The 23,599-nt window shown below is 45.5% G+C and carries 18 protein-coding genes; 8 read left to right on the plus strand and 10 right to left on the minus strand.

Going from position 1 to position 23,599, the window contains the following annotated elements:
* Positions 1 to 160: 160 nt before the first annotated feature.
* Positions 161 to 2,221 carry a PQQ-binding-like beta-propeller repeat protein gene (locus NWE96_06880; protein MCW3983704.1) on the minus strand — a complete coding sequence of 687 codons (2,061 nt, stop codon included), beginning with the start codon at positions 2,219 to 2,221 and terminating at the stop codon, positions 161 to 163.
* A 155-nt stretch (positions 2,222 to 2,376) separates the two neighbouring features.
* Positions 2,377 to 4,956: a hypothetical protein gene (locus NWE96_06885; GenBank protein MCW3983705.1), complete on the minus strand. Its 2,580-nt coding sequence runs from the start codon at positions 4,954 to 4,956 to the stop codon at positions 2,377 to 2,379.
* A 161-nt stretch (positions 4,957 to 5,117) separates the two neighbouring features.
* Here NWE96_06885 and NWE96_06890 point away from each other — a divergent pair, with 161 nt between their 5' ends.
* On the plus strand, positions 5,118 to 5,861 hold the full coding sequence (locus tag NWE96_06890; GenBank protein MCW3983706.1) for a hypothetical protein: 744 nt from the start codon (positions 5,118 to 5,120) through the stop codon (positions 5,859 to 5,861).
* 38 nt (positions 5,862 to 5,899) lie between these two features.
* Positions 5,900 to 6,481: a nucleoside 2-deoxyribosyltransferase gene (locus tag NWE96_06895; GenBank protein MCW3983707.1), complete on the plus strand. Its 582-nt coding sequence runs from the start codon at positions 5,900 to 5,902 to the stop codon at positions 6,479 to 6,481.
* A 107-nt stretch (positions 6,482 to 6,588) separates the two neighbouring features.
* Here the strand turns inward: NWE96_06895 and NWE96_06900 are convergent, their stop codons facing one another.
* Positions 6,589 to 6,909 carry a hypothetical protein gene (locus tag NWE96_06900; protein ID MCW3983708.1) on the minus strand — a complete coding sequence of 107 codons (321 nt, stop codon included), beginning with the start codon at positions 6,907 to 6,909 and terminating at the stop codon, positions 6,589 to 6,591.
* A 154-nt stretch (positions 6,910 to 7,063) separates the two neighbouring features.
* On the opposite strand from NWE96_06900, the gene NWE96_06905 reads away from it, so the two are divergent.
* Both NWE96_06905 and NWE96_06910 read left to right on the plus strand, forming a co-directional pair.
* Complete coding sequence (locus NWE96_06905; protein MCW3983709.1) at positions 7,064 to 9,136, plus strand: radical SAM protein; 2,073 nt, start codon at positions 7,064 to 7,066, stop codon at positions 9,134 to 9,136.
* 90 nt (positions 9,137 to 9,226) lie between these two features.
* Positions 9,227 to 9,583: a hypothetical protein gene (locus NWE96_06910; protein MCW3983710.1), complete on the plus strand. Its 357-nt coding sequence runs from the start codon at positions 9,227 to 9,229 to the stop codon at positions 9,581 to 9,583.
* Positions 9,584 to 9,670: 87 nt separating this feature from the next.
* On the opposite strand, the gene NWE96_06915 is transcribed toward NWE96_06910, so the two are convergent.
* Together NWE96_06915 and NWE96_06920 are read right to left on the minus strand one after the other, a co-directional pair.
* Entirely contained in the window at positions 9,671 to 10,006 is a 336-nt protein-coding gene (locus tag NWE96_06915; GenBank protein MCW3983711.1) for a hypothetical protein, read from the minus strand.
* 79 nt (positions 10,007 to 10,085) lie between these two features.
* A complete protein-coding gene (locus NWE96_06920) occupies positions 10,086 to 11,342 on the minus strand; it encodes an adenosylhomocysteinase (protein ID MCW3983712.1) in 1,257 nt (418 codons plus the stop codon).
* Positions 11,343 to 11,491: 149 nt separating this feature from the next.
* On the opposite strand from NWE96_06920, the gene NWE96_06925 reads away from it, so the two are divergent.
* The gene (locus tag NWE96_06925; protein ID MCW3983713.1) at positions 11,492 to 12,097 is read left to right on the plus strand and encodes an ATP-binding protein; all 606 of its coding nucleotides are present in this window, start codon (positions 11,492 to 11,494) and stop codon (positions 12,095 to 12,097) included.
* A gap of 5 nt (positions 12,098 to 12,102) precedes the next feature.
* Entirely contained in the window at positions 12,103 to 12,978 is an 876-nt protein-coding gene (locus NWE96_06930; GenBank protein ID MCW3983714.1) for a PHP domain-containing protein, read from the plus strand.
* Here NWE96_06930 and NWE96_06935 read toward each other — a convergent pair.
* The 3 genes from NWE96_06935 to NWE96_06945 all read right to left on the minus strand — a co-directional run bounded on the left by NWE96_06935 (position 12,975) and on the right by NWE96_06945 (position 17,763).
* Positions 12,975 to 13,982: a phosphotransferase gene (locus tag NWE96_06935; GenBank protein MCW3983715.1), complete on the minus strand. Its 1,008-nt coding sequence runs from the start codon at positions 13,980 to 13,982 to the stop codon at positions 12,975 to 12,977. The genes NWE96_06930 and NWE96_06935 overlap by 4 nt on opposite strands.
* A 224-nt stretch (positions 13,983 to 14,206) precedes the next feature.
* A complete protein-coding gene (locus NWE96_06940; GenBank protein ID MCW3983716.1) occupies positions 14,207 to 14,824 on the minus strand; it encodes a hypothetical protein in 618 nt (205 codons plus the stop codon).
* Between the two features lie 281 nt (positions 14,825 to 15,105).
* Complete coding sequence (locus NWE96_06945; GenBank protein ID MCW3983717.1) at positions 15,106 to 17,763, minus strand: PQQ-binding-like beta-propeller repeat protein; 2,658 nt, start codon at positions 17,761 to 17,763, stop codon at positions 15,106 to 15,108.
* A gap of 203 nt (positions 17,764 to 17,966) precedes the next feature.
* On the opposite strand from NWE96_06945, the gene NWE96_06950 reads away from it, so the two are divergent.
* A complete protein-coding gene (locus NWE96_06950; protein MCW3983718.1) occupies positions 17,967 to 18,923 on the plus strand; it encodes an Lrp/AsnC family transcriptional regulator in 957 nt (318 codons plus the stop codon).
* Between the two features lie 207 nt (positions 18,924 to 19,130).
* Here NWE96_06950 and NWE96_06955 read toward each other — a convergent pair whose 3' ends face one another.
* On the minus strand, positions 19,131 to 20,102 hold the full coding sequence (locus NWE96_06955) for a hypothetical protein (GenBank protein MCW3983719.1): 972 nt from the start codon (positions 20,100 to 20,102) through the stop codon (positions 19,131 to 19,133).
* Positions 20,103 to 20,300: 198 nt separating this feature from the next.
* On the opposite strand from NWE96_06955, the gene NWE96_06960 reads away from it, so the two are divergent.
* A complete protein-coding gene (locus NWE96_06960) occupies positions 20,301 to 21,899 on the plus strand; it encodes a DNA-directed DNA polymerase II small subunit (GenBank protein ID MCW3983720.1) in 1,599 nt (532 codons plus the stop codon).
* Here NWE96_06960 and NWE96_06965 read toward each other — a convergent pair.
* On the minus strand, positions 21,896 to 23,128 hold the full coding sequence (locus tag NWE96_06965; protein MCW3983721.1) for an orc1/cdc6 family replication initiation protein: 1,233 nt from the start codon (positions 23,126 to 23,128) through the stop codon (positions 21,896 to 21,898). The genes NWE96_06960 and NWE96_06965 overlap by 4 nt on opposite strands.
* Positions 23,129 to 23,599 lie beyond the last annotated feature (471 nt).

Raw genomic sequence — 23,599 nt, forward strand, 5'->3', positions numbered from 1 at the left:
ATTATTATATAAAAGATATAAGTTAATCTGCGACATAGCAGTGGCTGATAACCCCCATTGGTTCGTAAAAAGGAGGAGCTTTTGCGGAGAAAACGATTTTTATTGGCGATATCGCCTTTTTCTCTGGGGTTCGAATCCTTCCCAGGCCCCAACATCAATTTTAAGTTGAAGTTTTCGTATTGTCGCTTTTCGATGATCTCTTTTTAGCAGCAACCGCGGCTATACCTAACACCACAGGCAACATAACAGCCACTGTTATGCTTGGTGGGAATTCTGGAATGATATTAGAGCCAGCAGAGTTTGATGACGAAGAGGATGTGCCTGATGTTTGGGGGGTTGGGGTTGGCGAAGGAGACGGAGACGGCGAGTTCGATTCTTGAGTGTTAACGGTGTACACTTCGATTATGTTCACTGCATCTATCGAGCGGGTGTCCTGAATTGCAAATATGTACCGTGTCGCGTTTGAGTTGACCCAACCAACCTTTGTGCTTCTACCTGCATCCGGCAAAATGTCGTAAATTTTTGCGCCACTAGCATCGAGGACTGCGCCGTTAGCGAGGAAAATTAATTTGCCGTCACCTGAAAAGCGGAGATCTGTGAAATCTTCATAGCAACGCCACAACACGTTACCGTTGAGGTCAAACATAGTCAGTAAGCCGCCGCCAACCAAGATTTTTGTGCCATCGGGTGAAAAGCGGCAGGTAGAAAAACCGTTGTGCAAATCTGTAGTAAACCTTACGGTGCCGTCTGATGTGTTGATTAAGGAGAAGTATCCTGCTTTTGTTGCTACCGCTAAATAGGCTTCGTTAGGGGACAGGTCAAAACCGTTAACATACGGCCAGCAGCCTATCCATTGCCGCCACACCAGCGAGCCGTCAACGACCCTGAATTTGTAGAGGCAGCCGCCGCTTGAGGGAATGTAAACGTACTGGTTATCTTTAGTGAATAGGACTTCTCTTACTTCTGAACCGATCCATACAGACCATTTGATAGAGCCATCTTCTCGGTTAAGCAGGTAAGCGTATGGGCCGTGGACGGGTACAAGGAGGTAGTTTCCGTCGTGTGAGAATTTTACGGCGCGAGTATAATGTTCGCCTTCGGTGGAGTTGGGGAAGTTTTGTGTTGTAATTTTCTTTTCCCATATGGTTGTGCCGTCTGTTCCGTTCAGTAAACGTATGTAATTAACGAATCCTGGGGGTCCTGTTTGGAAGCCTTCAAGTTTTGTTCCAAAGGCCACGTATTTGCCGTCGTCAGTGATGTCTGCCGTCCATGATTCCCAGCCCATGTCATGAGTCCAAATAATGTTGCCTGTAGCAGTATTAAGCAGGTAAAGTTTTGATTGGGTCTTGATGGATTCATCTTCCCAGTTTTCCATCCCATTGACTAGTAAAAGTTTACTTTCGTCAGCTGTAGCGGTGCATCTCCAAAAACCTATGGTCCCCGAGTATTGTTTAGTTAAGGTTGAAGTTACTGTTTGGGAGACTTGGTTGCGGGTAAGAGTTACAACGTATGATTGTTGTATGTGGTTGCCGTCGATTTCAAGGGTTTTTGCGTAATATCCTTCTTTTTGGGCAGTTAAGAAGTAAACGGGGCTTTCACAGAGTCTGATTGCGAATTGACCATTTGCCCCTGACATAATAGGTTGTTTTGTGCCGAATGAGCCTACTTCTATTGAAACGTTAGCTAAAGGGTTACCGTTCTCATCTACGGTTGTGCCTTGAATTAAGGTGCCGCCTTGTGAGGGAGAAGCGTTAACTACTTTTATCTGGATGGTTTGGTTTATCTGGAAAGTGTTGTTGGGGCTATCCCAGTTGTGGTTATTGTCAAAAAACTGGAAACAAAAGGTGCGGTTAATTGTCTGCTCAACATTGGGGTCGTAACCTAACTGTCCACTTTGGAAAACTATTTTGAACCACATGGATTCTCCAGGAGCCAAGAGCACGTCGCCTTGAGGCGCCTGAACTGCAGGGTTATGGGGGGTTTCGACGCAGTATTGATCGAAGTGTGTAAGCAGAACATTGTTTCCGATGTTTGTGGCTTTAAATTTAAAAATAAACCAGCTTTCTGCTGGGTCAATAAAGCTGTATTGGGTTTGGGTGAAATCAAGAGATAAGTCGTCTTTTAGACAAGAAGAGGAAGAGGCATTGGCAAATGCGAGGTTTGTAAGCGTTAAAATAGCGCATATTTGGAGAGCTATCAGTAGAGTGGCGAGTTTCTTCATTTTGGCACCATGGACTTTTTTGTTTTAGAAAAATTTAATTTTAAGTTTATGAATTCCAAATTTTTATTCTGGAGCAATGACGAGGTAGCACTACAAAAAACAAAAGGTTCAAGGTAAAATAAAAAAAGGAAAAAGAGGAAGTGTTTGTTTGGTTTTTATGGCCGTTTCTTCATCATCGATACTACTACAAGCACAAGCACGATGATTACTAAGATGAATAGGCCTGCGATTGCGGGGATGAAGTACATGTCAGCTACTGATTCTGGCGGTGCTGTTGGCGCTGCGGTCGCTGCGGGTTCATCTTCGACGAAGAAAGCGTTTTGTGCACTTGAACCATAGTATGCTTCGGACCCAAGGAAAGTCACGTACACTATGTACTTGCCAGGTATATCGGGTTTCCAGTTAAAGCTGTATGCGCCGCTAGCGTCGGTTGTTGTGGTTCCGATGGTTCGGTAGTTTCCGTTAGCGTCCAGCACACTAATCGTCAAAGGTACTCCAGTAACGTCAGATGGGAACGCGAATTGCTTGTACACATAGAGCATCCATTGGCTTTGACTTGCATCAGAGACTGCAGGAACACCGTTGGGGAACCGCATCTGTAATGCAGCCGACTTTGTTCCAGGTGAAACATCTGTTACGGTACCTTTGATAACTACGTTTTTGCCGAATTCAACTGAGACATCTGGCGCAGTAGCAGTCACTTGCGAGGGGCCTTTGCCGATGGCGTATATGCGTTGGTCGTAGGTATCCATGGTTGCGATGATGCTGTCACCGATGACGCTGTTGCCACCCCAACGAGTCGCACGGAACATGCCGTTTACGCGCCAGATTTCTGAGCCGTCCGTCGCGTTAATACATACGTAGGGTGCGCCTCTTGGAAGCGGGTTTTCTGCCGAGTGTTCGGTTGTGCTCATGTAGACTTTGCCGTCTGTGATGAGGGTTATCCAGCCCCACCAGTTGTTGCCAGTGACGGGTTCACCATAAGCATCGGTGAGGTTGTAGGTCCACGCAGTTCTGCCGTTTGCGAGGTCATAGGCGTAGAGGATGCCGCCGAGACCGACTGAGTAGAGTTTGCCGTAAGCAAAGTACCAGGTGTGTTCTGCGTTACCCCAACCGTAGAGGTCTCCGTAGTGTTCAGATTCTGTCGCCCAGAGGTATTTACCTGTTGTAACGCTGAAGCCGTAGTGGGTTCTTAATTCTTTGCTCCATACTGCTATGACTCCGTCGCCGTATGTATCGTCTTTGACGTAGTTTGTTGCGCCTGTGTAGTGTAGGGTGTTGAAGCCTTCTAGCCACTCGGAGGGTGCGGACCATGTTTGGTCGAATAGTTTTGTAGTTGATGTGGAGGTTGATGTTAAGCCGTCAAGGTTGAGTGCCCAGACGCGTACCATGGTTTGGTTGAAGAATAGTGAGACATATCTGTCACCGTTGTAGACCTTTGCGATTGGCGTGAAGAACGAAGTGCTTTGTTGTAAGCCTGCGGGGATGGAGACGTTCCAATTGTAGCATTTCGGGTTTGAGGCATCAAAAGTTCGCATCATGACGTTGCTTGCCCAGCTGCCAAGCTCAGGTGAATTTGAGCCCAATACGTTTTGTAGGCCGCAATTTGTTGAGTTCCAAAGCATCAATCGGTTCTTTACAAGATCAATTTGGTAGATCAGAATCTCGCCGCTAGGACCATAGACTTGTGTTCCAGAGGGTACATTGTTGAAAGTGAAGCAATAGGCGAAGTCAAAGGGATCGTATGCAGTCCAAGTGGTGTGTGGAATGAAGAATTCATCATAAGTGGTTGAGGTTGTCCAGAGGTAGTTGTATACGCCGTCTACGTTGTAGCTGTTCCAGTAGAATACTTGACCGAATGCTAGGTATTCGTTGTCTTTTTGCCAGAGGGTTTCTCCAGTGTGCAAATCAACTGCTTTTATGTTATTGGCTCCTAGTGAGCCGTAGAAGCCTGGTGCGGGTCCTGTGTTGTAGTAGAGGACGCCGTTTATTATGACGGTGTTTGTGAATTTGCCTTCATATGCGTCGCCTGAAGCCATGCCTGCGGGAACTGGATCGTCACCTAAAAGGCCGCCTGCGATGCCACCTGAAGTTAATTGTTGAGTCCAGAGTACGTGGGGGGTGTTTGGTCCTTGATTGAAGAGGGCTAAAGAGTTGTCGGGGCGTGCTACCCAGTTGCCTGAAATCATACCCCAAATTCTCAACTGATCGTCTATTGGACGTGTCCAATATTCTGATGGCAGAGGTTGGTCTGGGTATGTTGGTTGGGGTTCCTCTGTTACGGTTAGAGTGGTAGATGCACTACTTGCCTTTAGGATGGTTCCTTTGAGTATAGTGTATCCTCTTTCTGCATCCACTGTAGTTACAGGCATTTCTTGTCTTGGGAATATACTTGTTATCTTGTAGGTGCCTACTTGGTCTGGAGTGTACTGTGTAAAAGTCGAACCTGTGGAGTCTGTCTTAAAGGGACCCAAGGTTGTGTTTGTGCCGTCTGGTTTTGTGATGACTAGTGTGAGTCCGACGAATCCGTCTTGGGCTGAGCCCACTGCTTGTGTGATGCCTGTTTTGAGAAGGGTGGTTTGGCCAACGCCTACTTTGTCAGGGATTGCGTCAACGATTGAATATGTTTTCAGTTCAGTTACGGGTATTGGTGGATATTGCGCGGTTACTGCTGCAAATGTTCCTAACGCTAGGATTGCGAGTAGCAATATTGTAAAAATTTTTGTGGTTTTCATTCTTTTTTTTCTCCTTAAGGTACTAGAAGGGATAGTTATGAAATGCAATTAAACGCTTGCTAGTATCACAACCACTAGCAATTTAGCAAAAAGTAATAAGCAACTAATGTAAAAACAGAAGAAACATGCTAAAAGGGGCAGAGCTTTACATAGAAACATTAATGAAGCTAGGGCTAACACAAGTCCAAGCAACAGTCTACCTAACTAACGCTCAACTGGGAAAAGCTGACGTAACAAGAATCTCAAAACTCTCAGACATCGCAAGGTCAGACGTTTACCGCGTTATACCCGCCCTCGAAAAAAAAGGTCTCTTAGAAAAAACCTTAGGCACCCCAATCATGTACAAAGCAGTGCCTTTGAAAGAAGGGTTTTCGACGCTTCTAGAACAGAAAACTGAAGAAAATGACTTGCTAAAAATTCAAACCAATGAACTGTTAAGGAAAATTCAAGACAACGAAATGGAACTTAAACCTGAAATTGAAGAATCCGAGTTCATAATAACCTCAGAGCTTAACCTTTTTTCTAAGCATTTTGAAGCCCAGATTAAAGAAGGATCAGCCAAGGAAGAGTTCATAGCTACAGCACCAGTTTTCAAAAAGCTGTTAATCAATGAGTATGAAAATTTCAAAACTTTGTTGGAGCGGGGAGTTAAAATTTGGTTTTTAACGGAAAAGGGCATTAGTGACGACCCTAGTGTACGTAGCAAAATTAAGGAACTGAAGAAAAACCGACTTTTCAAATTAAAATATGCAAGAGAGGTGCCTGTGTGTTTGGCGATAATAGACAATAAAGCGGTGAATTGTCAACTATCAGCTGATTTGCTGCCGAACCTATGGTCTAATAATCCGCAGATGCTAAAGATTTTTTCAGGCTATTTTGAGTTGCAGTGGAGCAAAGCCAAATAGAAAGTGCCTTTTTAGCTGCCGACAACCAATAGTATTCTGTGGTTGAGTTGATTCGAATTTATCTTGCTGGACCCGAAGTCTTCCTCACAAACGCTAAAGAAATAGGAGAACAAAAAAAGGCGCTTTGCCGAAAATACGGCTTTGAAGGCATTTTTCCCCTCGACAAAGAGATTGACGCCGCTGGAAAAAGCCCCAGAGAAGTGGGGCTATGCATAAGCAGAATCAACGAGGACTTGATCAGAAGTTGCGACGCGGTTATCGCTAACCTTACGCCGTTTAGGGGTCCAAGCGCCGACGTGGGCACAGTGTTTGAAGTTGGGTTTGCGCATGGGTTAGGCAAGAAGGTTTTGGCCTACACAAACTGTGCAGAGCCCTTTAAGGAGCGTACAGTAAAAGCCCTCAATGGCGAAGTTAGTCGCGAATTTGATGGGCGTCTGCGGGATGCGTTGGGCATGTTTATCGAAGAGAATGACTTAGTCGATAACCTGATGATTGACGGTTGCATCCATGCTAATGCGGGGTTGTTGGTGGTTGAAGAGGCGCCATTGAATCAGAGGTTTACTTTTTTGGGTGGCTTTGAGAAGTGTTTGGTTGCTGCTCAAAAGTTGTTGAAAACCTGATTTGTTAGTAGAAAAACCAACAGAAGGCGTATACAAAAGCATCAACCAAACACAGAAATAACCCTCAAAACCAGAAACTATGCGCTTAAACAAAAGGGGGCAGACGGTTACATGCCCATTATAGAAACATGGTCACCGTGCTCATGCTCGTTTTCTTCACTGATATGATGCGCAACATGCAACGCGAGCCCAGTAGATGCACCTGCAGCTAATCCAACAAGCATGTACGTTAACCAAGTGTAGCCAAATACCATACCGATAACGGCTAACACGTCAAAAACGATTGCGACGGCAAGATATCCAGCGCACCAAGTTTTCATGCTCATGCCGCGGGGTTTGTTTATGCCTATGCCGCCAAGATATCCAAACATCACTAGAAAGCCGACTAATGCAAGAATAAGGTTAATTGTGTTTGCGTCTAAATCCAAACGATTTCACCCTTCTCGAAAGGCTAAGTTCCCTTCGGCGCCTAATTAGTCTATGGGTTAAAACAAGCTCTAAGATGCAACAAAGCTTAGTGGAGAATTGTTTGCTAGCCTTTTTTAGGGTCAACCCTCAACTGTATGCTAAGTGGATGCACCTTTGACCAATTACGATGTTAGACACTGCCATAAATGGGCTCAACTCCTCATTGAACGCAAACAGAAACTTGACCAAGCCGTTTGCTCCGTTGAGTCAGGAGACTTTGAAACCGCCAAGAAACTTTCCAACCAAATTTTCACCGGCACCCCAACGGGAAAGCAGGCTGACCCCGGCATGGCGGGTTCATTGCTCTATCACATGGCTATGGTTACCAAGATGGAGTCCGAAACCCAAGTTCTACTTAGCGAACTTAAAATCAGAGAACCAAACGTTTCTGCCCAACTGAAGAAGCTTTACAGCGACTTTTATGCAGACGCTAAAGAGTTCCTCCAGAGTTTTCTGCCCCTGAACTACGACGCAGACGTTATAGCTCAAACTAAGCATTTAAGCAGCGAAGAAAAAATCGCCCTCTTCACCAAACTCAAACAGGAACACAAAAAAATCGACGCTCAATTAGCCGACAAAGACCCCAAAGCAGCCAAAGCCTTAGTGAAGCTGTTTGATGATTGGGGGCAGAAAGTGGCTTTGATGCGGCTCACTCAAGAATACGAGACCATCAGAGGTCTTCTTGTGTTGAGTGAACTCACAAAAACTTTGGGCTATGATGCGGTTGAGGCTGCGATGGTTCGGGTGAAAGAGGAGTTTGGCAAAAAAACCGTAAACATCGCCCTCGACGTCACATTAAAAGTGGGTATGCGCAGAGAAAAACTGCAATCCGTCATGCTCTCTGATCACTTCATCAACATGACCATGGATGGAGCAACCTTGGACGGCAACATGGAGTTCCTCAACTGCCCCATCCACGGCGGACATCACTATGCCCAAGAAAAAATCGGCGTAGACCCCAAAGTCTCCACACTCTTCTGTAAGCACTTCTGCTTTGCCCACGCTAACGCCATGCTTGACACTGTTTTGCCGTTTCCCTTCACGCTTTGGCAGCCTAAACTCATGGCATCCGACGGCATCTGCCAATACTACCTCAAATTAGCCTATTCACCAAAAGCACAAAAAGCTGAGCGGTTTGTGCCGCTGGTTATGTCTTGGAATGTTACCCGTGAATGCAACATGAAATGCAGCCACTGCTACATCAACGCCACCGAAAAGAAACTCCAAAACGAGTTAACCACGCAGGAGGGCAAGGCGTTGATGGATCAAATCTACGAGGTCAGCAGGCCACTTTTGATTTTAAGCGGCGGCGAACCTCTCTTGCGGCCTGACATCTTTGAACTCATCGAGTACGGCTCCAAGAAGGGGTTGAAGATGGGTTTGGGCAGCACAGGCTACCTCATTGATGATGCGGTGGCCAAAAAACTCAAGACAGCTGGCATCGCGACGGTTTCAATAAGTTTAGATTCACACATCCCGCAACAGCATGATGAATTCCGCGGCGTATCGGGCGCTTGGGAAAAAGCTGTCAACGCCTGCAAAGCTCTGCGTAAAAACGATGTGCTTGTCCAAGTCAACACAACCCTCACTCACGAAAACTATGACCAAATCGACGACATCATGACTCTCGCAGAATCGGTTGGTGTGGAAAACTTCCATCTGTTCTTTTTGGTTCCAACTGGGCGCGGCAAGAAACTCACCGACATATCACCCCAAAAATACGAAGACATGATAACCACCACATTCGCCAAAGTGCACCGCCACCGTCTCAACGTACGACCTTCCTGTGCACCTCAGTTTATGCGCATCGCCAAGGGCATGGGCTTAGACATGAGGCAATGGATCCGTGGCTGCATCGCAGGGATGCATTATTGCCGCATCTACCCCAACGGAGACGTAACCCCCTGCCCCTATCTACCCATCAAACTTGGCAACGTACGGGAGCAAAGCTTCAAAGACATCTGGTTCAACTCCCCCGTGTTCAAGAACCTCCGCAACCCCAACTGCCTCAAAGGTAAATGTGGCGAATGTGAATACAAAATCATATGTGGCGGATGCCGAGCCCGCGCTTATGGTCTTTCAAGTGACTTCATTGATTACTGCGGTGACCTCCATGTTCCAGCGGCGCAGACCAAAGACTACTTAACTGAGGACCCATGGTGTGTTTATGAGCCGAAAAAACGGTAAACCCATTTTTTTAATTCTTATTTTGAATTCATCAACCGTATAAGTCACCATCACCCATAAGTTAAGGTAAACCACCAACCCGTGAAGCATATGGGGGAGAAAAAACAGTTCACCTGTCAAAACCCTTCCTGTAAAACAACGTTTACTACTCCCCTAAAGACCCTAAATCTTCAAGAGAACCCATCTGAACCCTACTTTGCATGCCCCTTCTGTTTAACCAAAGTCGAAGAGTTAGCGGTGGTTAAAAACAGAGAACCGCCAGCTAAAAACGAAGACGAAGAAGTTATTGCTCCAAAGCAAGAGTCTAAGAAGCATAGCCAAAAGAATGGGACATGTAGGTTCCATGTTGGCTACTTAAGTGAACGAACCAACAAAGAGCAGATACCCGACGACTGTTTGGTTTGCAAAGACATCGTGGACTGCATGCTTAAAAAGATGCAAGAATAAACTGGCAGAGAAAAGGTGGCTATTATTTTTGGTTTTGCCTATTAGAAACTAGAGAAAAGAAACAGATGATTGAAAAAGAAATTTTGTTTATTTCTTTTTCTTTGATTTGTCTTCGGCGGCTGCGTCAGTTGCTGCAGGTTCTTCTTTCTTGTCTTCGATTTCAGTTGTGATTTCTTCGATTGGTTTTGGCGGGGGTGTTGTTGCCATTGTCCAGCCGATCCATGCGCCGATGAAGAGAATTGCGACGAAGGCGACTAGAACTGGAACAGCGATAAGCCAGTATCTGACGTCTAAAGCATTGCCGATGTTTAGCCATGGCTGGATAAGTTGTTCATAACCGAAGAGAGCAACCAAGTAAACAATAGCGACCACTGAACAAACCAGGAGTATTGCTCCACCTATTGCTTGATCTTTGCTAACCATTTAGTGATTCACCACTTTAGTAGCCAATGTATTCGGTTAATCAATTTAAAGTTTGTCATATAAATGAGAGGGCAATTGGTCAGGTTGTACCCATCTCCCATGTTGAAAGATACTTTTTCTGTTCCTCAGTCAACACGTCAATTTTGATGCCCATACTTTGCAATTTAAGCTCAGCAATCTTTTCGTCGATTTCTTTTGGTACATTGTAAACTTTGGTGTCTAGTTTGCCAGATTTTGCAACGAACTCTGAACAAAGCGCTTGGTTGGCAAAGGACATATCCATAACTTCTGAGGGGTGACCTTCGGCTGCAGCCAAGTTGACTAGTCTGCCTTCTCCAAGCAGGTAGAGGTGTCGGCCGTCTTTGGTTGTGTACTCTTCCATGTTAGGGCGCATAGTGCGTTTTGATACACTGATTGATTCGAGGTCTGGGATGCTGATTTCCACGTTGAAGTGGCCGCTGTTGCACATGATTGCGCCGTCCTTCATTTTTTCCATATGCTCTTTGCGGATGACGTTTATGTCTCCTGTTGCGGTTGCAAAGATGTCGCCGATTGGCGCTGCTTCAGCCATGGTCATGACGCGGAGTCCGTTCATGACTGCTTCCAGTGCTCGGGTGGGTTGAACTTCTGTGACTATGACGTTGGCGCCTAAGCCTTGGGCGCGCATAGCGATGCCTCTGCTGCACCAGCCGTATCCGCCGACCACAAAGTTCTTGCCAGCCAGCAGAACCGCGGTTGCACGGAGGATGCCGTCGATGGTGCTCTGGCCGGTGCCGTAGCGGTTGTCAAAGAGGTATTTGGTTAATGCCTCATTTACGGCTACGATTGGGTATTTGAGTGATCCATCTATTTCCATGGCTTTTAGTCGGACGACGCCTGTTGTGGTTTCTTCGGTTCCGCCTTTGATGTTTGCTATGAGGTCTTGGCGTTTGCTGTGGATCATCCCGACGACGTCTGCGCCGTCATCCATGGTGATGGTTGGTTTGTATTCGAGGACTTTTTCGATGCATTTGTAGTAGTCCTCAGTGTTTTGCCCTCTCCAAGCATACACGTGTACCCCGCTGTCTGCGAGTGCTGCGGCTACGTCGTCTTGGGTTGAGAGCGGGTTTGAGCCGCATAACGCAACTTTGGCGCCTCCTGCGATTAGTACTTTGATGAGTACTGCGGTTTCTTTGGTTACATGCAGGCAAGCGACGAGTGTTTGGCCTTCGAGGGGTTTTTCTTTTTCAAATCTCTGTTTTATGATGTTTAGGACGGGCATGTGTTTGGCTGCCCATTCAATCTGTAAGTGACCTTGAGGTGCTAGGCTTATGTCTTTTACTTGATAGTTTTCCATGAAGGTTCCTTCTGTTAGGTGAATGTTTGGGGTCGTCCTTATTTAGAATTTACCTACATTTCATAAGGTGTAAGGTGTGGTGAGCGCTCTCTTCGGCTGGAAAAAGTTAAAGGGCACCATACCCCAAGCTAACCATGTGAGGTTGCCGCGTGAAAGAATCCTTCGCCGCCTATGTTGAAAGGGATTTGGAGCCGAGAAGTTTAGTGATAACTTGTGGGTTGCCTGCCAGCTACAAGACAGGAATCGCAGAAGACATCCTCAGCTTGAAGAGGTTTATTGTTCTTCGGAGTGATTTGATTCGGCGTGAGGTTCTAAAAAACGAGGATGTTTTTGATGAAAAAGTGGCTGGAAACATGAATAAGCGACTCTCAGTCTATGATGAGATGTTTAGGCGGGCAGATGAGTTAGCCTCTAAAACCGCGGGAGGTATAATTTTAGATGCGACTTTTGTTACGCAGGATTTGCGGGAACGTGCAGCGGAGATAGCGGCAAAACACGGTATGTCGCTTGTGATTATGGAAACCAGTTGCCCCGACGAAGTCGCGCTAAACCGAATTAGCAGGCGAACTAAAGAAAAATATGAATCCAACGCCCTCACTCCAGAAGCTTATTTCTCGAATAAGGCAAGATTTGAACCGGTAAACGTTGAAGCCTTAAAGAAGAAGTACCCCAAACTAAAAATTGACCACTTAGTCATCGACACCTGCCGAGGCGGCCTGAAAAACCTCAACATTATCGCGGAAGAAAAGAGGTAAGCCGCTTGAACATCGATTTGCATGTCCATTCAAACGCCTCTGATGGCAAACTGAGCGCCCAAGAAATCGTGGCTGAAGCCAAAGCGCGAAAAATAGGGTTCCTCTCGATTACTGACCACGACAACATAGACTGTCAGTATGTTGCAGTTGAAGAGGCAGAGAAAGCAGGCATCCAGTACATCACAGGCGTTGAGTTGAATGTGACTTTTTCGAATCCAAAGTACAAAGAAGGCAAACCGTTTTCGCTGGATTTTCTGGGCTACCAATTCAACCCCGACGACTGCGCCTTGAAAGACAAGCTTAAGTTGATGGCTAAGTACCGTGAAGAGCGGGCAGCCAAAATTCTCGACAACCTCAACGCCGAGTTTCAAAAAGAAAACATTGCTCCGCTGACAAAGGAGGACTTGCGCAAGATTGAGGAAACCGTTGAGGGCAGCTTGGGCAGACCTCACATCGCCGACTACCTCGTCAAAAAAGGCATCGTGGCTAGCCGACTGGAAGCCTTCAACAAGTACCTCGTCAAATGCGACGTCCCAAAGTACCCGCTGCATCTAGATGAGGCCTCAAAACTCGTCAGGAACGCAGGTGGAAAAATTGTTCTTGCCCACCCAAACGACTCTTGTGGAACTTCTCTGCTGCCCCTCACTAAAGTGCCCTCGGAGCAAACGCAGATAATCCAAGACACGATGCTGCCCTACATTGATGGTGTGGAATGCTGGCACCTAAGTCACACCGCCGAAACTACCAGCCACTACGTCGCCTTCGCCAAGGAGCATGGTTTACTGATGACTGGTGGTAGCGACTGCCATCAAAAACCCATTATAATGGGCACCGTTGAAGTTCCCAGTTGGGTTATGGAGCAATTCAAGCAGAATTTTTAGAGATTGTTTGCGTACTTTGCGGCTAGCTGGAAATACGCCTGTGCCTCTTTGATGGCGGCTGCTTTTTCTTCTGCTTTGATGTTTGGGTCGTCCAGCCTGAAACTAACGACTTTGCCCCGCACGTAGGCGCGGTAGCATTTGTAAAAAGGTAACAGCACAGCTAGCTGGGTGTCTTTTGAGTAGCCGACGTATTGGGCTATGAAGTAGTCGGCTAGGTCGCTTCGGTTTTGGTAGTCGAGGTCCATGGCTAAGAAGGCTACGTCGGCGGCTACGTCGCTGTATCGGAAGCGGTCGTTGAATTCTATGGCGTCGAAGATGCAGATTTTGTCTGTTACAAAGATGTTGCCAGAGTGGAGGTCACCGTGACAGTCACGCACTCGGCCTTCTGCCATGCGAGTTTCGAAGAGGCCTTTGTTTTTGGTTAGAAAACTGTTAATTTTGGTTTGCATTGCGGCGTAGTCGGCTTTGGTGACGGTTTGACCTTGGTATTTGGTGGTTTGGGCAAAGTTTTCGTCCCAGTTGAACTGGACGGCTTTGATGCCGCCGACTTCGGTTATTTCCGCGTTTGTCTGTGCTTTAGCGTGGAATTTGGCTACTATGGCGGCGATTTGGTCGATTGTTTTTTTGTCTATTTTGCCCTCTTGCAGAAGTTTAGTCATAATGCATTCTTGGGGTAGCCGCTTCATCTTTAAGGCGTACTCGACGGTTTCGCCTTCGCCCTTGATTTTTAAGGTGGCGGATTTGTTTATGGGAACAACTTCCAGGTAGATTTCTGGGCAAAGTCGCCTGTTTAGCTCCAGCTCTTTTTCGCAGTACATCCGCCTCTTATCCAAGGTTGAGAAGTCTAGGAAGCCGAAGTTTACGGGTTTTTTTATTTTGTAAACATAGTTTTGGGTTAAAAAGACAAATGAGATGTGGGTTTGGATGAGTTCGATTTTGCCTGTTGGTTCGGGGTAGGTGTTTGGGTTTAGCATGGCTTGGACGAGGGGGTTGTCTTGTTGCATCTTGATGCGCCTTTTGGGTATTGTTGTTTGTGGATGCCAATAAAGGTGAGGGTTAAGAAACTATTCAGGTTCCGAATAAAAACGGTGAATTTATATGGCTAAACTGCCTTGAAGAAGGGGTTGATTGCTTTGCGGACCGACGGACCAAAACGGATGAAAAAAGCCCTAGTCAGCACAGGTTGCTCAGCCAAGATTGCTGACCGCATCGTAGACTGGTACAACCCTTAACTAAAACTTTTAACGTAATCCAGTACCGCGTCAGCCTGCACCTTCGTTATGCGTTGATTCTTGTAGAGGGAAGGCACAAGCTCGGTGATTTTCGCTAACGCATGCACATTGTAGCCGAGTTTTTCAAGCTTCTCCTTTCCGCCATGCTCACGGTTCACAACCACCAGCATGTGCTTGACGGTTGCGCCGAGTTCTTGGAGCGGTTTTACTCCTTCCACTTTGGATAAGCCCTCGCTTACGACGTCGTCAAAGAACAGAATGTTATCACCTTTAGTTACGTCTGCACCTGCAGTACGACCAGTGACACCGTAGGCTTTGTCCTCTTTGCGTACGATAACACAGGGTAAGTTGAGTTTTATAGCGATGCTGGGAACAATCAGTGCGCCTTTGAGTTCAATGCTGGCTAACTTGTCGATAGGCTCTTCCGCGGCGATTTGCTTGATTTTGTCTGCTGCGGCTTGAGCAATGACCTCCAACTGCTGTGGGGCAGCTAGCACGCGAGCTAAGTCGATGTAGTAGGGGCTGGTTGCACCTGACTTGATTTTGAAGCTGCCAAACCGTAGGCATCCAGAGAGGTAGAGGGCGTTTGCGATTTTATCGGTGACCGAGGACATAGGGTTTCCCCGTTGTGAATGGGGAGCATGGGATTTAACCCTTTAGCAGTCGAACAGGGAGGGAACTTTACCTTATTGTAAAAGTGAGGAGAGGTTTAATAAAATGTAGCGCAATTGAGACGGGGGTTGCTGAGGTTTCTGAATTGTTTTCTTAAGGAGAAAGAAAAATCCAAATCACGATTCGCAACATCATAAATTCAAGGCCAGGAAACCACTCAGCCCCATTATATTATTTAACTCAAACTAAAAAAAGGAAAAGGGAAATTTTTCATGAATTGACCTTATGGTCGTTTTTTTAGCGCTAAAACTATGACTACACCGATGACAATTATTACAATGAGGATAGCGATTGACATTGGCATGAAGTATAGATCAGCCATCGATGGTGGTTGGGTTGGTTGCGGTGTTGGAGTTGCAGGTGCGGGATCGACTGCGAAAGAGGTCACTGCATTTGACGGCCAGTAAGATTCAGATCCGCTGAATGAAGCGTAGACTACGTATTGACCGGGGATATCTGGTTTCCAGTTAAAAGTGAAGAAACCGTCTGAAGTTGTTGTAGTGCCGATAATTCTGTAGTTACCGTTTCCGTCTACTACACTTAAGGTAACTGGCACACCCGTAACGTTAGTTGGCTTTGGTTTTTGTATATAAACGTATTGCATCCATTTGCTTTGACTTTCGTCAGAAACACACGCTACCCCATTAGGGAATCGTGCTGCTTGTTCGTTTTGTGTTGTGCCAGCAGATATATCGGTTACTGTTCCACGAATCACTACACTTGATCCTTCAGTGATGGCAGAAAGCGGTGCGTCTACAGTTGTCCTACTTGGACCTTTGCCGATAGTATAGATTTGCATGTCGTAAACGTTTAGGTAATTAGCGTAACCGTCAGCGATGTATATGGGTTCAATTAGGTTTGCACCGTATGGTGTAAAAGTGTTCCAACCCGGAAGAGTCCAGATTTCGGCGCCAGTAGTTGCGTTAATACAGCGTATTAATGCGCCTTTGTATGGTGGTGAGTTTGGTGAGTGTTCAGATGTGTGTGCATAGATCTTCCCGTCTGCGATGCTGCTAATAAAAAGCGGATAGTGCCCGTAGACAGTATTTAAGCCACTATTCGTGTTGTTATAAGTCCAGAGTTCTGCGCCTGTCTTCATGTCGAATGCTACGATTTCTCCTCCATAGCCACCTACGTATAGATTGCCATACGCAGTGAATCCTCTTGGCAAGTTCGGACCACCGCTAGCACCTTGGTAATATTGGAAGCTATCCCAAGTGTGAGTTGTTGGACCCCATATTTTAGCGCCGGTGTCGAGGTTGTAGCCAGTCCATTGGAAGGTTTCTTTTTCTGCAATACAAAAGACACGTGAAGTTGGATCAACAGGTGTTGGCCATGATGCAACACCGATTGTTATTGTTGTATTAGTTGTTGGAGCATCGTAGTTTTTCATCCATAACAACTTGCCTGCTGCGGCTCTAGATAAGTTTAGGTTTATTGCCCAAATTGTATAAGGTGCTGAGCTGTATGATGCTGTACCTGATCCTGAACCCGGTGCACCACTTGAGGGGAGGGTACCGTTTCTACCTAGTAAGATATCACCCGGAAATACACGGATAACTGTCGCATCGGAAGTTAGCCATGGTTCGGTTACATTTAATGAATAGGCTGCTGATCCCTTTGAAGTAGAATTGAATACTGTGCCAACTGGTCTATAGTTGAACATAGTGCCCGTTGTTGCAGTTACTGCAGTTGAATTCCAGACTGTTAGCGTTTTAGAAGTAGCGCTTAAAGTGTAGATTAATATTTCACCGTTTGGTCCATAAGCTTGTGTGCCTGATGGTACATTTGTGATGTTGAATAGCCAATTGCCATCGAGTGGATCGGATGCCATCCAAGTAGTTCCTTGAACTGTCCATAAGTAACCGTTCGGAATTACGCCGTGCTGGTTAGGGTCTTCATAGTTTAAGAGTTGCCCGAAGTTTGGCATTGTTGCATTTTTCCAGAAAAGTTCTTCACCAGTTCTTAAGTCAACGCAAATATAACCGTTGTAGATTGCTGTTGTTCCGAATCCAGTTGCGCCGTTATTACTTTTTGGTAGTGGATAGTATATGCGTCCGTTCATTATTATTACAGGGTTATATTTAGTTTCATAAGATAGCCCAGAGTAAAAAGTCGCGCCATCTACGCCTGTGTTTGTTCCGCCTACAACACCGCCATCCTGAATCGGTTTAGTCCACATTATGTGTGCACTATTTGGGCCCGTGCCATCCGGTTGATAGTTTGCTACAATACTAGGATACCCAAGCCAGTTAGATGCGATTGCGTACCAGTTTGAGTTTTGTCCTTCAATTGGTCGTGTCCAATATTCAGTAGGTAGTGGATAATCATTAATTTCACTAGATACGGGGTCTTGCTGTACAGTCAAAATTGTTGATGCAGAACTTGGAGCGTAGGAATCGTTAACAAATTCATTAGGAGTTCCCTGACCAGTGTACGGATTACGTGAAATAATTGCGTGACTATAGTCATTAATATTTTGTCCAGGGAAATTGAAGGTTATTGTATAGTTGCCAACTTGTGTTGGAGTGAAGGTAGCATATTGAGATGAAGTCGTATCCCAGACAGTTTCCCTGGTTATTGTTTGGTTGGTTCCATCAGGTGCAGTTATAGTGACTTTATAATTATGGAATCGGTAGTCATTTGTCATCAAAGCGTTGTCATAGATTTTGTCAAGCCAGAATACAACAGTCACTTCTTGGCCTATGCCCACAGGGTTCGGTGAAACATGTACGTAAGCAAAAGTCGGTATAACCCAGGAGGGTGTATGTGCAGAAGTAGCAGGTAAAGCGATTGAAACAGCTAAAAGTGACAGCAACAGCATTGTTAGCATTGGAATTTTACTTTTTGACTTATTTGCGATATTTTTGATTTTATGCATTTTTTATTCTCCTTTTACAATATTCTGCTTTTTTTTATCTATTTAATATTTGCTATTAATAGGCTTAAAAACACGCAAATATCAATTTATTTATAATAATTTTTTAATTTTTGCTATTTAATAGCCATCAAAAGTACAAAAAAACCAGAAAACTTTCAAAACCATCACGCTTTTAAACCCGTTTGAGTCACTCCTCATGAATCATGTCAAACGAAGAAACGATCGATGCTACTGATCTGAAAATAATAGAGCGCTTACAAGAAGACGCTAGAACGAGTCTTAATTTAATGGCGGAAGAGTGTAAACTATCCTCTAGCGCCATACTCACAAGAATTAAAAAACTTAAACAGAAAAAAGTCATAATCGGTAACAGGCTAATCGTTAGAAGTGAAGCGTTTGGTTACCCTTTTATGGCAACTGTAGGTGTCATAGCTGAAGCTCAAAAAATTGATCAAATCACACAAAAAATACGGAGCCAGCCAAACGTTATTGTTTGCACAAAAAGTATTGGCCGATATAATATGCTTTTTTTAATTCTAGCTCAAAACATGGCAGAGCTAGATAGCGCAACGCAAAAAATCAAAAACATAGATGGCGTAAAAGCACTCTCGGTTAACCTTATTTTGGAGCGCTTTTCTAGTAGAATTGAAAACAAGCCTCTTAAAATAAAATCAAAAGAAGAATTGGATAATCTTGATTTAGCGATTATTGGAGAGCTTATGAATGATTCAAGTCTTTCTTTTAACCGGATTTCCAAAAAAGTTCAAGCAAGTCATGAGACGATAAGAAAGAAATTTGAAAAACTTAAAGAAAAAGGAGTCATAATAGGCTGCATCACGATTATAGATTACTCAAAATTGGGATATCAAGGCACTGCTTTTATTTTTGTTAAACTAACTCAAGAAGGTCAAAAAAAATTCGTTATAGAAGAACTAATCAAAATGCGACAATTAGACTTAATCAATTCAGTAATAGGTACCTATGACCTAATTGCCTTCGCGTCATTCAAAAATTTAAGAGAGTTTACTAAACTAATCGATGAAATGCAACGAATCCCGGGAATAGGGCAAATTGAGATGTCTTTGGCTAACTTTACATACTTTGCATATAAGCCTATACCTAAAACACAAATTAAGTGTGATACAGTAGAGTTATCATAAGTTCAGGTCTTCGTTTTAAGCCCAAGCAGCTTTTTACGTATTGGAAAGAACTTTTTTATGAGAATTCCTTACGAAGTTAACTCTACTTATTGCAAACCAGAGGGGTCATATCAAACATCGCCATAATTTACTAAGTTGCTCCAAATGGCCTTAAAGCAAGTCAATGTTAAAATTAGGAAACACTTGCAAAGACTTTGCTTGACTTGATTAGACGACGAGGTCTGACATGTCGACGCTGCGCTCATAAATCTGCCGCAGAAAAGACACCGCAGCCAAAATCTGAGGCATCAAATCCACCGACGAATCCTTAGCTGCTTCCTCAATCTTGGAGCAGGCGTCCTCGATTTTGACTCTTTGGTTTCGAACGTTCTCAGCTAGCTCCATATCCTTGCTCTGGAAAGCTTTGAAGGCTTGATCGTTAGCCTCACAGCATGCGCCCTGCAGTTCCAAGAGGAGTTTTCTTAGGTCAGCGGAAAGTTTGTTTCCATCCAACTCGAGTGTGCTGGACGCCATCTGGACGCAGGCGTCGCCGATGCCCTCTATGAAACCCGCAGCTAAACGGTAGTCCAAGCATTCAATCGGGGAAATTGCGAGCTTTTCGCTCAACCGAGGATTCTGCAGAATTGTGCGGAGGATTCTGACCAGTAAAAAGTAAAATTTGTTGTTTTCCACATCACGTTCAATGACGTTTTTAGCTAAGTCCATATCCAAGTTAACAAAAGACGTTGCAGCGTCGCGGATCATGCGTGCTGCGCTGGCTTGGTTGCGCTGTAAAATCTTGGCTGGCGACGTAAAGGGCTGCTGCATCAAACATTGAAGCGTCATCATCGACGTCGTTTCCTCAACAATCATCAACCCCGCCAAAGAATTAGCCGTCGATTTCACCAAGTTGCGAACGTTTGAGTCTATACGGTTCTTGGCTTCGATTTTTATTATGTCGTAGCCGAGCAAGTAACGGCCGATAATTTCACGGCTCAAAAAGGGACCGACAGTTAGAGAGATTTCTTTAGGTTGAGGTTCAACATCTGCTTTGGCGTCTACAAGCAGTTTGCCGTCGCTTGTGATTTCCAGTTTAATTTCGCTGCCTTTCTGGAGTAAGTTTTCGTTTGCCCATTCACGGGGCAGACAGACAAAGAAGGTGCCTGTTGGCGTTTGCTGAATCTTTCGTGTAACACTCACAGAGAACACCGTTACAATTCATCTAAACATTTGAGGGCTTATATAAATTGCCTCAAACCTGATATGTTTTTACCTCCAAAATGCAATCAACCACAAAACACCATCCCTAACGCCTTAGAGGGTTAACGAGAAACAGTAAATAATCCCAAACACAATACAGCCTAACATCAAACACAGCTAGCCACGGGCAGAACATAGATGAGCGCAGAGGAAAAGCTTCAGCAAGCCATCGAGGCAACCATCGCTGCAGGGTACCAGCTAAGCAGCGAAGCCTTCGAGTACCTCATCCAAAACGCTCAAACCAGCGACCCCGTTACGGTAATGAATTTGGCGTTGGAGCGGATGTCGTCGCTGCAGGAAAAACCCATGTTTATCGAGAAAGCCTTCTTGGAGGAAGTTATGCAACAGGCGGCTGTAGCAGTTGAACCAATCGTGGTTGAGCAAACGCATCCACCCAGAGTGGTGCAGACGCCAAGCTATATTGAACCCGCCTTTGAGCAGACCTATCAACCAGAAATCACGGCCACAGACACCTTCTACCCTTACGCCAAAGATATACCCTCAGAACTCAAAATCATAGAAGACTCCACAGGCAAACTAACCTCCAACGGCACCCTCGACGAGTACGTGGGGCTTTTTCAGGACCGCTTCAAACGTATCGAAAAACTGCTCCGTCAGCGCATGGATGTTAAAGCAGCCACCCCACTGGTTGAAGCCCTCAAATCGCAGCCTAAAACAAAACTCAAAGTCATCTGCATGCTAACCGAGAAACGCGACTCAAAAAACAACATCATCCTCTCAGTGGAAGACCTACATGGCAGCGCAACCATCCTCATCCCGCAGAAGGCACTTGAAGAAGTCAAAAAGAAGGCGCTTATGCTTTTGCCTGACACTGTTTTCTGCGCCGCCGTCATCAAAACCCGAAGCAACTTGCTTATGGCCGAAGACATCATTTTGCCTGAAGTCGGCAGAAAAATGCCCCAGCGCGCACAGGAACCCGTCTATGCCGTGTTAACCTCAGACATACATGTCGGCAGCACAAAATTCACCAAAGAAGCCTTCAAACGCTTCATCATGTGGCTCCGCGGAAAATGGGGCACCCCCCAAGAGCGGGAAATCGCTGGCCGCGTAAAATACCTCCTAATCGCAGGCGACATCGTGGACGGCGTCGGCATCTACCCGGGGCAGCAAACCGAGTTAACCATCCGCGACGTACACAAACAATACAACTTTGCCGCTAAGTACCTTGAGAAAATCCCAGACTACATCGAAATCGTGCTCTCACCAGGCAACCATGACGCTGCACGCAAATCTCAACCACAACCCGCCATCCCAGAAGGATACCTAGCTGCGATTCAGGGTAAAAAGAACATTCACTCCGTCGGCAGCCCTTGCTACCTCAGCTTGCATGGCGTCGAGGTCTTGATGTACCATGGCGTAAGCTTGAACGATATAATCGGGGTTGTTCCAGGAATGGTTAATGAACACCCTGAAAAGTCGATGCGGCTGCTTATGCAATGTCGCCACCTAGCACCCATGTATGGCGGCAAAACCATGCTATCCCCAGAGAACCGCGACTACTTAGTCGTCGACAGGGTTCCAGACATATTCCACGCAGGCCACATTCACGTGTTGGGTTTCTGCAACTACCGGGGAGTGCTGGTGGTTAATTCGGGAGGCTGGCAAGAACAAACCGAGTACATGGAAAAGTTGGGGTTGGTTCCCACACCTGGCAAGGTACCTGTGGTAAACCTCCAGACAATGGAGATAACCGTGCTCAATTTCATGGAGCCCTAATTGTCGCCTTTGTGTAACGCTTTTGGCTGATAAGTCATTATCTGGCTAAAGCGGCTCTCACTGCCCAAGACATCGCGAATTAAACCGCGGCTGATTTCGAGGCGAATCTTTTTGGTTCTGCCATATCTGCCCATGCTGACAACTTTAGCGTTCACCAAACCCATGGAATCCAACTCGTTAACCAAAGAACCCAAACGCCTCTGAGTGAGCAGCCCCGCGCCCATTTCGCCGCAGAGTTCATTGTAGACGTCGTAGATTTCCCCTGTGGTAGCGCTAGACTTGTTGAGGTGATAGACGCTTAGGAGCACTAGTTTGGAGTGAAGGGTGAGGTTTTTGAGGGCTTCTATGACGCGGTTGTGCTCGATGTGTTTCTCAGCTTGGCGTACATGTTCCTCTGTGATTGCTTTGGCGCCTTGCCGTTCAGCGACTTCTCCAGCAACCCGCAGCAAATCCAGAGCGCGTCTTGCGTCGCCGTGTTCCGCAGCAGCCAACGCTGAAGAGATGCTTAAAGCAGAATCTGAGAGCACCCCATCTTGGAAGGCCAGTTTGGAGCGTTCAAGCAGTATATTGCGGAGTTCAGCTGCGTCGTAGGGTCGAAAAACCAACTCTTCCTCGCTTAGCGAACTGAAAACGCGTGGGTCGAGGAATTCTTTGAGACGCAGGTCGTTGGATATGCCGATTATGGAGACTTTACTTTTGTGGAGGGTTTCGTTTATGCGGGTAAGTTCGTACATAAACGCGTCCCCTTTGTCCTTAATGAGAGCATCCACTTCGTCGAGTACGATTATGAAGATTATGCGAGACTGATCTAAACCCGTTCGGAACCGATCAAAAACCTCGCCTACAGAGAGACCAGTGAAGGGGATGCTTAAACCTACACTTTGACTCAACGCCGCAAAAACACGGTATTCTGAGCCAGTCATGCGGCAGTTTATGTAACAGAACTTGACTTGGGCTCCGTACTCTTTAGCTTTTGACTCAAGGTGGCTCAGGACATATTTTGCGACAGCTGTTTTCCCTGTGCCTGTTTTACCGTAGATAAAGATGTTTGAGCAACGAGCGTCTCTTAGAACCGGGGCGACGGTTGAACCGAGTAGGCGGATTTGGTCTTCTCGATGTGGAAGTCGATCTGGCAGGTAGTCGTGTCGGAGCACTTCGCGGTCTTTGAAAAGTTTTGCTCCCTTGACGAAGTTGTCGAATACATCATCTAACACGTTGGAATTTGCCATTTTGCCCTCGCTCTCCCTTTCAGAGGTACAACCGTTATTTCGAGTGGAACAGATAAAGGATACAGTCTAAAAAAGTGGTTTGAGCGCACAACTATCTTAAAAACAGAGTGAAAAAAACGATAACAATCAAGTAAAACAAGAAAAACACACACCCGTAGATTTCTACTGGAAAAACAGGCTTCAATAACTTACAACCTATATTTACTATATAAAATAATTATACTCTGAGTGGTAAATTGAATTTTTATATATTAATGATTGCTATCCAAGAAATTAAACTAACTCTCTGCAAATCTTTTTCCAGCCTTTTCCAGAATCTTTTTTCCCTCAAAATGCTCGACTGGAAACATAGGGGTGTCTGTTAAAGTCAAAATCCATGGAAAAACAACATAAAATGACAGTTTAGCTCGCATTTTAAATCTTAGCTGGATTGATATTCTTCAACGATTTTTCAACTAGTTTTTTGCTGCC

The sequence above is a fragment of the Candidatus Bathyarchaeota archaeon genome, from assembly GCA_026014685.1.
Taxonomy (GTDB): domain Archaea; phylum Thermoproteota; class Bathyarchaeia; order Bathyarchaeales; family Bathycorpusculaceae; genus Bathycorpusculum.